An 8693-nucleotide genomic window follows, 5' to 3' on the forward strand; every position below is an offset into this window, starting at 1 on the left:
GATGAATGCAATGATACATTACTTTAAACTCTTTCAGGGAACCTCGCTGTAATCTCATGGATGCGATCAAGGACAGGCGCGTAATTTTTTGAGCCGAAGATGATGCAATCAATCTTGTCCGGTGCCAGCTCGTAACGTCTAACCGAGTTTTGAAACAGAGAGTTCCGTGAGAGGACATAACCTTCCTCGAATCGTTTGAAAAGCCAATCCGAGTAGTAATTAACAATATCAGTTCGTCCGCTAATGTTCAGAATCATATCCATCACCTCTTATTACCTTTGGCAGTATCGGGCATGGCGTTTTTCCAATCCTAACAAGTATTCTTTGGCAGGAACACCGGCGACATAGCCGGCCAAGCTGCCGTCCTGCCCGATAACCCGGTGGCAGGGAACAATGATAAGGATTGGGTTTTTGTTATTTGCCATGCCAACAGCTCGGCTAGCTTGCGGTTTACCGACTGCTTTGGCAATGTCTTGATAGCTGCGGGTTTCCCCGCTGGGAATGGCCTGCAATGCCTTCCAGACCGCCATTTGAAACTCGGTGCCCTCCAGAGCCAGAGGCAGGTCAAATTCCTTGCGCTCACCGGCAAAGTATTCCGTGAGCTGCGAAGCCGCCTTTTGAATCAGCGGAGTTTCAGTAATATCGTGGCCCGCGAGAGCCTTTTCGCTGCTAAAGAACACTCTGGAAATAGAGCCATCATCTTCTTCAATCCCAATCTTCCCGATGGGAAAGTTATAAAAATACACGTTTTTCACAATGACACTCCTTACTTTGTCATGATGTCCTAAAACATACTAAGTTGGCTGAATATTTGGGACGGCGTTGTGCGATCAGTTATGATTTCATCACCTCGTGGATAGCCGGTAATCATCGGGGCTTTGGGGTTATGCAAAGCCACACGCCGTAGTGCCGTTTTTTGACTTGACGTAGCATAACAGTAGGTGCAGCCATGGGTACAGGTGTCATACGCACCAATGTCCACGCTCTCAATACAGCAACAGGCTGCGCGCTGGTTCGCGTCCTTTTTGGCACTAACGGGCCGGCCAATTATTTGCTCAACTAACTTTTGCTCGATACACGCCCCATGCCTGATACCGTATTCTGCTAGGTCAATTTCTTCAGCACAGGTGTAAAGTACAATGTTATGTTTTTGGGCAATTCTCGAAAAATGGGATGCTATGGCAATCATCTCATTATGGGTCATGATCCGGTATCTATCGCTTATGCTTTTATATGGGTCAACAAAACTTAAAACACACCGTTCTGTGTATGCGTGAAGCCTCTCGCACATTTCAGCAAAGAGCCCCACATGCCAATCTACCGAGTGTTTGGCATCCACAAAGATAGGGTCATATCTCCATACCGATCGTTGGGCACTTGTGAGCTTTGACATTTCTATAAAGGCCTCAATCAGCTCTGACTTTGGAGGCAAGCCGCTTTCCACCGTTTCATTATAGGGAGTTAAGGTAAATTGGATGTAGTATGAATACCCCATTGCATCAAGCTGTTTTAGCCTGTCAAACATAGGTTTCGGGTTTTTGGTCCAAAAGGCAATGCAGTCCACGATGTCGGGCGAAAGTTCCACACGCCCCAAACGGTTAGGATTGCGTGGATTAGGCATGAGCGCGTAGCCTTCCTGTAATCGATTAATAAGCCATTCAGAATAAAATGCTGGTATGTCCGTTCTGCGACTTGCGCTAATAATCACTTTTTCTCACCTTGCATCCCTGTACGGTATTCCTTTGGTGTTGTGCCTGTTTGCTTTTTGAAAAAGCTGTAGAAGCCCGGGAGGCTATCAAAACCGATTTCCGCTGCGATGTCGATGATCGGCATATCGATTTTTTCAAGCATTTTCTTTGCCTGCTCCGCGCGAAGTGTGTTCATATACTCAATGGGAGGAACACCATATTGACGCCTGAAAATAACTGCCAAGTGACTTGCTGTCACACCCAATTGTTTCATTTCCTCTGCAAGCCTGTCCCTTTCGCAGAAATAGTCGTCAATCAATTCCTTTGTTTGCCGGGCAATATCCAGCATCGGTTCATACTTAAAAAGATCGGGACGGCATCGTTTACAGGGCCGAAAGCCAGCTTTTTCGGCTTCTTCTTGCGTCTCAAAATAGGTCACATTTTTTCGGAGCGGCGTTCTCGACTTGCACGAAGGATGGCAATATACGCCAACGGTTTTTACAGCATAAAAAAATTTCCCGTCATAGATGCCGTCGCAATCAATTGCAGCCTGCCACATTTCATCATCTGTATATCCCATGGATGCCCTCCTGAAATCGATATTTCTGATGTGAAGTATAACATAGTTGTTTTTATTAAGTCTTACTCGTTTTCAAGATGTAATTCTTAACAGGTGTGATTGGTGCCAGGGCACGATCAATTCTAGCCTAATCATATGATTAAACGGGATACCTCTCGGCATCCCGTTTACGGTTCAAGGGCTGGTTTCCGCTGACGAGGAACTTCTTTCCCAAGTCTGGATTAACCTCCTGCACAACGCCATCAAATTTACGCCGGAGAATGGCACGATTCACATTACGCTTACCACAAAGGGTAGGAAAACTATCTGCACCATTGCCGACAACGGCATGGGGATCTCATCGGAGGATCAAATCCATATCTTTGAGCGCTTCTACAAAGTGGATAAATCCCGTGACCGCTCCCTTGGCGGCAATGGTCTGGGGCTGTCGCTTGTAAAAAAATTGTGGAGTTGCAAGGTATGGGAGAGGGGTAGCGGGGAAAAAACTGGCTTGTCTGCTTTTAGGCGTCAAAGTATTCAGAACGGGAAGTTCGACCTACAATTTCTGGTGGCATTTGACATCTAACCGGTACTACAAACAAAGTAAGAATCGTTGAAGTAATTAATCCCCCGATCACTGCATGAGCCATTGGCGCATACATCTCCGAGCCGGTTGCTTTCGTAAATGCTGAAGGCAGCATGCCGAAAATCATAGCCAAAGATGTCATCACGATGGGACGCAACCTTACCAGTCCAGCTTCCACCAAGGCTTTATTTATCTCTACTCCTTCGCTTCTCCTCTGTCTGACATAGTCAACAAGCAAAATGGCATTCAAGTTAGTGCTTTCGGATACCTTTTTTTTAAAAAAAAATTTGCATCAAATGAAAACCGGAACGCCAAACGCTCCGGTGGTGAAAGTCGATATTTATGGCATAATTCTCCTGATCCTACTCCTCAACGTTGTTCAATTCAACTTAATCAATCTCCAACCCCATATGTATGGAATCATAAAACTCGCCATTAATCAAAAATTCTCGAGTGATTGTCCCTTCAGAGACAAAGCCAAACTTTCGATATAGACTGATAGCTTGTTGATTGTCGCTTCGGACTCTTAGATTTATCTTTCTAATAATTTGAGTTTCTTTAGCCCAAGCTATCAAATAATTAATCATCTCACTACCTATTCCCTTTCCCCAATGTGCCTGAAGAACAGTAATTCCAAACTCTCCAGCATGCCTTATTCTTAATCTTGAACCACCTCTGAATACCAACTGTCCAACTAGCTTATCATCAATGAACGCACAAAGCATGAGCTGATTATCTGATTTGGTAATTGTTTCAATAATTCCAACCTCTTCGTCTTCGGTTATACCAAACTCACATTCACCAAACGTTAGATTATCACTCTCTGTGCTTACCTTATTTATGTATTCTAAAACAACTAAAGCATCATTTTTTTTCCGCCTTACAAATAATAAGAATCTGCCCATTTTGTAGTTGACATTGCTTCATTTATTAAACCTCACTTAAACCACGTCTAAAAATTGTCCTATTAATTGCTGGTAGGCTTTATCAAGGCGGCTATTTCTTCTTAGCAAGGTACAAGTGGTGTGGGGATTAACTTTCGATGAACCGACTAAATATTTTCAGGATTTGGCACCTGGACAAAACCGCCTCTCAACGCTCCTGTTAAAATCATTTTACAATGAATTAGTGAGGTGCTAATAATGAATGTTAAACATAGTTCAACCACTTTCTTAAAGGTAATTATTTCTCTGATCGGAATCGCGGTGCTTGCTTTGTGTTTCTTTTGGTTACCTTTGCTTGCTATTCGAGAACCAAAAACACATCCAGGGGTCTACTCGCTTTATCCCTTATTGGGATATGCGTATGGATGCTGTATTGCGTTTTCTGTTGCATTGTATCAAGCTTTTAAACTATTAACCTATATCGAAAGAAACAATGCTTTCTCCGAGTTATCACTTAAATCTATGAAGGTTATAAAGAAATGTGGTTTAACAACCATTTTCTTCATCGTGTTAGGGATAGTAACCCTAAAGGTAATTGCTAAAGTCACAGGAGATGATCCAGCAGGTCCTATATCATTAAGTCTAATGGGTATTTTAGCAACAAGTATCATCACAGCTATTGTGGACGCACTTCAAAAGCCATTAAAACCGTCCTTGAATTAAAACCAAAAATGATTAACGAGGTGCTACGCTTTGTTCATACTTCGTGTTGCACAAAACTTTGATCTATGGCGCACTCCCACTGCAGCATGCATGCACTACCTTTTCGCACCATCTTTATTATTTACTCTGAAAGTTCCGATGCTTTAGTCTCGATTTCTTTAAACTTGTCCATTTCCGGGTAATAACCAGGATGTTTCTCTAATATAGCCATGCCTTTGCCGGCAGATATTATGGCATCCTTATAATATTCTGCCTTAAGCTGGGCATCGGCAAGATAGTACCAGTAAAAAGCGGCATCCGGCATTTCCTTTACCTTCTCCTGATAAAAGGGAACGACGGCTTTAAAATATGCCGGATATACAGCAGGTACTGAAACAAATTTTTCCCCGTTCCATCTTACTACATTAATTACATAGGCATCCCCTGTATCATGCTGCCAGAAGGCAATTTCATCAATACCATCCTTCTGTCCCTTGGCATCAGGCAGATCTTCTATATCAAGCTTGTTTGCATAGAAGCTTGCTATTTTTATAACCTTATCATTTTTCATTGTCAGTGTATCGACACCATTTCCAATTGAAGCACCTATTGACCAGGCCACAACAATGTCCTTTTTATCTTTTTCGGTTATCGATGCAATTTTTATAAACTTTACAGAATATCCCTCAGACTTGTAATTGATGAGTTCTTTATAACCCGAGCGGGCATCCGATAAGATAAGTATTCCGGCAGGGCCCTCTGTTCCATCTGCTTCAACTGTCCTGTAGGTTGCAACAATTTCATCCTTCCCGTCACCATTCATATCTACAGTTTGAACAGCCTTGCTTCCGGCTGGCTCCGAAGGATCCACAAGCTTTGCGCCTTTTGGCAGATTTTTATTTACCTCATCAAGAACAGTCTGATTCACATCGGATGCCACGTAAGCCGCCGCAGGTGGTTTGATGAGGGCCCCCGGTGTTGCCATTACGCCGCTGCAGCCCGTAACTAACAGCGTAAACCCTAGTCCTGCAATTAATACTGGAAATTTCTTTTTGGCTATCATGATAACTGCCTCCTAAAAAATAATCTCTAATGTTCATATCCTATTGTATTAGCAATATTAATTTAAGAGGTTATCTACTGATTTCCTGAAGGTTAACAATTGGTTACAGCATCATTAAACGGAAGAAATACGCTTACTTCCGTACCCTTTTGCAACTCGCTTTCTATATTAAGTTTTCCGCCGTGAAGCAATACTATTTCTTCGCATATCGCGAGTCCTATCCCGCTTCCTGCCCCCTTCTGGTTGCCTTTGCAAAACTTCTTCTTGGCGACCGGCAGCACCGAGGAATCTATGCCAATTCCAGTATCCCTTATTTGGACTATAATCCCTCTATCTGTAGTTTCAGTGCGGATATATATTCTGCCGCCCTTTTCCGTAAACTTAAGCGAGTTATCCAGGATATTGATAAGTACTTGCTTTAATCTGTCAGGATCAGCCTTTATATTTTTTATTCCCTGTTCAAGGTCCATCAATATCTCTATGTTCTGACGTTGAGCCCTCGGTATCATCTGGTCCTTTATGGAGGTCACGGTATCATTTATATTCAACGGCTCCAAATGTAGAGTTATCTTTCCTGAAGAAAGCTTGGAAAAATCAAGGAGTTCCTCCAAGAGGGATGAAAGTCTGCTGCTTTCCTTTTCAATTATGTCAAGGCCATGGTCAATACTCTCCTTGTCCTCCATTTCGGGACGCCGTAAAGTTATGGACCAGCCATTGATTGCTGTAAGGGGTGTCCTGAGTTCATGGGATATGGAGGATATAAATTCATTTTTAAGCCTGTCATTCTTATTGATTTCCTCCAGCATATGATTCATGGTATCGCTTAAGGCGCCAATTTCGTCATCATACTTCTTTGTTAGTCTTATGGTATAGTCTCCGGCTGCTATCTCCTCTGTCTGCTCAATAAGTTTTTTAACAGGATTAACGATTGTCCTTGAAAGAAACAAGCCAATCAAGGCAATAACAAATAATATGGCAATGCCCGCGGCTAAAAGAATTTTTGTAATATTGCCGATGACCCTCTTAACGTCTGTAAGGGAGGTTATGTACCGTACAGCACCTGTTATCCCTGCTCTTGTTTTCAGGGGGTATGAAAGAGAAAACACAGCCTCAGGCGGCATCCCGGTATAGCCCTGCCACACCTCCGTTTGCCCTGTGAGAGCAACCTTTATGTCCGGTGTATCTATTTTTGTACTTTCATAATTCCACAGTGAATCGGCCAAAAGTTTTCCTGTTTTATCCGTTATCTGAACCTCGGCATTAGAGGACTGAGCTAAAGAAATTGCAAGCTCCTGATAGTTAATATCCGTGCTTTGAGTTGATATATAATCATGGTAAAAGTTACCCGCACTTATGGCCTGCTTCAGCAATATATCCTTTATATTATTGATATAAAAGCTGTTGACAAAAATTATAAGAAAAGCCTCGAAGGCAAAAATTGTAATAATGATAACTGCCATATTGCTCCGCATTATCCTGCTCTGTATACTTTTCAATCCTTCTCCCCCCACATATAACCATAGCCCCTTACTGTGATTATATACTCAGGTTCTGAAGGGTTACCCTCTATTTTCTCTCTAAGCCTTCTGATATGAACATCCAATGTCTTTGTATCTCCAAAAAAGTCCTCTCCCCAGGCACTGTTTAACAGTTCATCCCTGTTCATGGCCTTTCCTTCATTTTGCATAAGTACCTTTAGCAGACTCAGTTCTCTTGGCGTAAGATCAACAGTTCTTTCTCCCTTGTAGAACTGTTGTCTGTTGCTGTCAAACCTGAATACGCCCGACCTAAGCACCGGCCTTTCCTCTATCCGGTGTATACGTCTCAGGACTGCACGAAGTCTGGCGATTAGTTCCATAGGATTAAAGGGCTTAATCATATAGTCATCGGCTCCCGTTTCAAGACCCATTATCTTATCCATATCCTGAGCCTTTGCCGTAAGCATGATGATCGATATATTCGGACATATCTCCCTTGCTCTCCTGCAGACCTCATAGCCATCAATTCCGGACAGCATTATATCAAGGACTGCCGCATCGAAATTGCATTTTCTAAGTTTTGCAAGAGCCTCTTCACCAGAGGCTGCCTCCTTAACAGAAAATCCGCTCAATTTAAGATTAAGAGCCGTGAATTCCCTTATGGATTCTTCATCCTCGACAACTAATATCGTTGCGTCATTATCCCTCATTTTTACTCCCTCTTCTGTTTATACCTCCAATTATTTTACAGTTATTTCGGAAAAAACTTCTTTTCTATAGTCTCACCTATAAACGAATCTAAAGGAGTCGTTGAATTCGACCCCTTTAAATTCATCATTCAATCCTCTCCTGCACCTGGAAAATTCTCTCAGATTGTTTATCAGCACATTGGAGTAGGGATAACAATATTTATGGTTCCATTCATAACAGTAATCATAATTGTTGTTCATGGTCGTAGCAGTTGTATGTTTTTGGACAAGCTCAGCTATTGTTTTCTCAACCAATTTATTATTCCCTGCGCAATATCTGATTCTATCCTTATCAGACTCCATAAGTGGCATCCCTTCCATCGCCATGGAGCCGTTATCCTCATCCAATTAGTTTTTCTAAATCTCTCACTGAAAAACACTTCATCATATTATACCGTATTTTTACTTTAAACTTAAGTAACATTTGTCCTTAAGGGAATAAATGAAATGTGCTTATTACTGTCCACACGGTTATGTCACATTCGTATTTTCGGTATATACAACTTTACTCCGGCGCGTGAGACGCCATTGACTAGAAAACTTCTCTCCATGGTAAAATATTAAAAGGATAGAATATGAAATTACTTTATAATATATTAAAATATTCATAGAGCTTATCTATTAATAAGTGTCCTATTATGGATTCTATGAAGGAGGAGATTGAAATGGCTAAATGCGAAAAGTGTGGTGCCGAAGTTCCGCAAGAGGAGCTCTCTGAAGTTCAAGGTTTAAAGGTATGCGAAGATTGTGAGATTAAGAGTGTCAAGCCTCCTGAGTTGAAAATTAATTTGTAATTATTTATCGGGTATCAAATGAACTAACTACTATAGCTCTTAGCGAAAAGGCTGAGGGCTATTTTATTTGTTTGACTATAAACGTTAACTAAGAAACTAGGAACTACAACTATTAAATCAGTCCTTCCTTTAAGCCTAATTTAGAAATTTAGAATTCCGGGCCTGCTATGAGCAATCCCAAAGGCATAGT

12 protein-coding genes and 1 pseudogene are annotated in these 8693 nt (G+C 41.8%); 3 read left to right on the forward strand and 10 right to left on the reverse strand.

The features are described 5' to 3' along the window. Positions 1–23 precede the first annotated feature (23 nt). Genes DOT_RS22020 through DOT_RS22035 form a run of 4 tightly spaced genes read right to left on the reverse strand, consistent with a single transcriptional unit; the run spans position 24 to position 2268 of the window. Positions 24–263: a DUF1848 family protein gene (locus DOT_RS22020; RefSeq protein WP_348982165.1), complete on the reverse strand. Its 240-nt coding sequence runs from the start codon at positions 261–263 to the stop codon at positions 24–26. 9 nt (positions 264–272) lie between these two features. Then, positions 273–755 (reverse strand): methylated-DNA--[protein]-cysteine S-methyltransferase, encoded by a 483-nt coding sequence (locus tag DOT_RS22025; RefSeq protein ID WP_009623699.1) that lies wholly within the window; start codon positions 753–755, stop codon positions 273–275. Positions 756–784: 29 nt separating this feature from the next. Then, positions 785–1708 carry a DUF1848 domain-containing protein gene (locus DOT_RS22030; protein WP_009623700.1) on the reverse strand — a complete coding sequence of 308 codons (924 nt, stop codon included), beginning with the start codon at positions 1706–1708 and terminating at the stop codon, positions 785–787. Further along, positions 1705–2268 carry an Ada metal-binding domain-containing protein gene (locus DOT_RS22035; RefSeq protein ID WP_040413183.1) on the reverse strand — a complete coding sequence of 188 codons (564 nt, stop codon included), beginning with the start codon at positions 2266–2268 and terminating at the stop codon, positions 1705–1707. Before DOT_RS22035 ends, DOT_RS22030 begins: the two co-directional genes overlap by 4 nt. A gap of 175 nt (positions 2269–2443) precedes the next feature. Here DOT_RS22035 and DOT_RS29085 point away from each other — a divergent pair. Continuing rightward, positions 2444–2713 (forward strand): annotated as a pseudogene (locus DOT_RS29085) (sensor histidine kinase); the annotation flags it as partial. A 55-nt stretch (positions 2714–2768) separates the two neighbouring features. Here the strand turns inward: DOT_RS29085 and DOT_RS22040 are convergent. Both DOT_RS22040 and DOT_RS22045 read right to left on the reverse strand, forming a co-directional pair. Then, positions 2769–3083: an efflux RND transporter permease subunit gene (locus tag DOT_RS22040; protein ID WP_040413185.1), complete on the reverse strand. Its 315-nt coding sequence runs from the start codon at positions 3081–3083 to the stop codon at positions 2769–2771. Between the two features lie 139 nt (positions 3084–3222). After that, entirely contained in the window at positions 3223–3738 is a 516-nt protein-coding gene (locus DOT_RS22045; protein WP_009623706.1) for a GNAT family N-acetyltransferase, read from the reverse strand. 237 nt (positions 3739–3975) lie between these two features. Between DOT_RS22045 and DOT_RS22050 the strand changes: the two genes are divergently transcribed. Next, entirely contained in the window at positions 3976–4440 is a 465-nt protein-coding gene (locus DOT_RS22050) for a DUF2975 domain-containing protein (RefSeq protein WP_009623708.1), read from the forward strand. 121 nt (positions 4441–4561) lie between these two features. Here DOT_RS22050 and DOT_RS22055 read toward each other — a convergent pair whose 3' ends face one another. The 4 genes from DOT_RS22055 to DOT_RS32105 form a co-directional block, all read right to left on the reverse strand. Beyond that, positions 4562–5482, reverse strand: coding sequence for a hypothetical protein (locus DOT_RS22055; protein ID WP_009623709.1), 921 nt, complete (start codon positions 5480–5482; stop codon positions 4562–4564). A gap of 92 nt (positions 5483–5574) precedes the next feature. Further along, on the reverse strand, positions 5575–6978 hold the full coding sequence (locus DOT_RS22060) for a HAMP domain-containing sensor histidine kinase (protein WP_040413187.1): 1404 nt from the start codon (positions 6976–6978) through the stop codon (positions 5575–5577). Beyond that, positions 6975–7670 (reverse strand): response regulator transcription factor, encoded by a 696-nt coding sequence (locus tag DOT_RS22065; RefSeq protein WP_009623711.1) that lies wholly within the window; start codon positions 7668–7670, stop codon positions 6975–6977. The genes DOT_RS22060 and DOT_RS22065 overlap by 4 nt, the downstream gene beginning before the upstream one ends. Positions 7671–7742: 72 nt before the next feature. Then, the gene (locus DOT_RS32105; RefSeq protein ID WP_242833892.1) at positions 7743–8057 is read right to left on the reverse strand and encodes a hypothetical protein; all 315 of its coding nucleotides are present in this window, start codon (positions 8055–8057) and stop codon (positions 7743–7745) included. Positions 8058–8374: 317 nt separating this feature from the next. On the opposite strand from DOT_RS32105, the gene DOT_RS32545 reads away from it, so the two are divergent. Next, the gene (locus tag DOT_RS32545; RefSeq protein ID WP_009623713.1) at positions 8375–8503 is read left to right on the forward strand and encodes a hypothetical protein; all 129 of its coding nucleotides are present in this window, start codon (positions 8375–8377) and stop codon (positions 8501–8503) included. Positions 8504–8693: the final 190 nt, after the last annotated feature.

Source organism: Desulfosporosinus sp. OT (genome assembly GCF_000224515.1).
GTDB lineage: Bacteria > Bacillota > Desulfitobacteriia > Desulfitobacteriales > Desulfitobacteriaceae > Desulfosporosinus.

Excerpts from the sequence above, each read along its gene's own strand:
- DOT_RS22055 (WP_009623709.1), bottom strand. The coding sequence starts at position 5,482 with ATGATAGCCAAAAAGAAATTTCCAGTATTAATTGCAGGACTAGGGTTT.
- DOT_RS22050 (WP_009623708.1), top strand. The coding sequence starts at position 3,976 with ATGAATGTTAAACATAGTTCAACCACTTTCTTAAAGGTAATTATTTCT.
- DOT_RS22045 (WP_009623706.1), bottom strand. The coding sequence starts at position 3,738 with ATGGGCAGATTCTTATTATTTGTAAGGCGGAAAAAAAATGATGCTTTA.
- DOT_RS22035 (WP_040413183.1), bottom strand. The coding sequence starts at position 2,268 with ATGGGATATACAGATGATGAAATGTGGCAGGCTGCAATTGATTGCGAC.
- DOT_RS22065 (WP_009623711.1), bottom strand. The coding sequence starts at position 7,670 with ATGAGGGATAATGACGCAACGATATTAGTTGTCGAGGATGAAGAATCC.
- DOT_RS32545 (WP_009623713.1), top strand. The coding sequence starts at position 8,375 with ATGGCTAAATGCGAAAAGTGTGGTGCCGAAGTTCCGCAAGAGGAGCTC.
- DOT_RS22020 (WP_348982165.1), bottom strand. The coding sequence starts at position 263 with ATGGATATGATTCTGAACATTAGCGGACGAACTGATATTGTTAATTAC.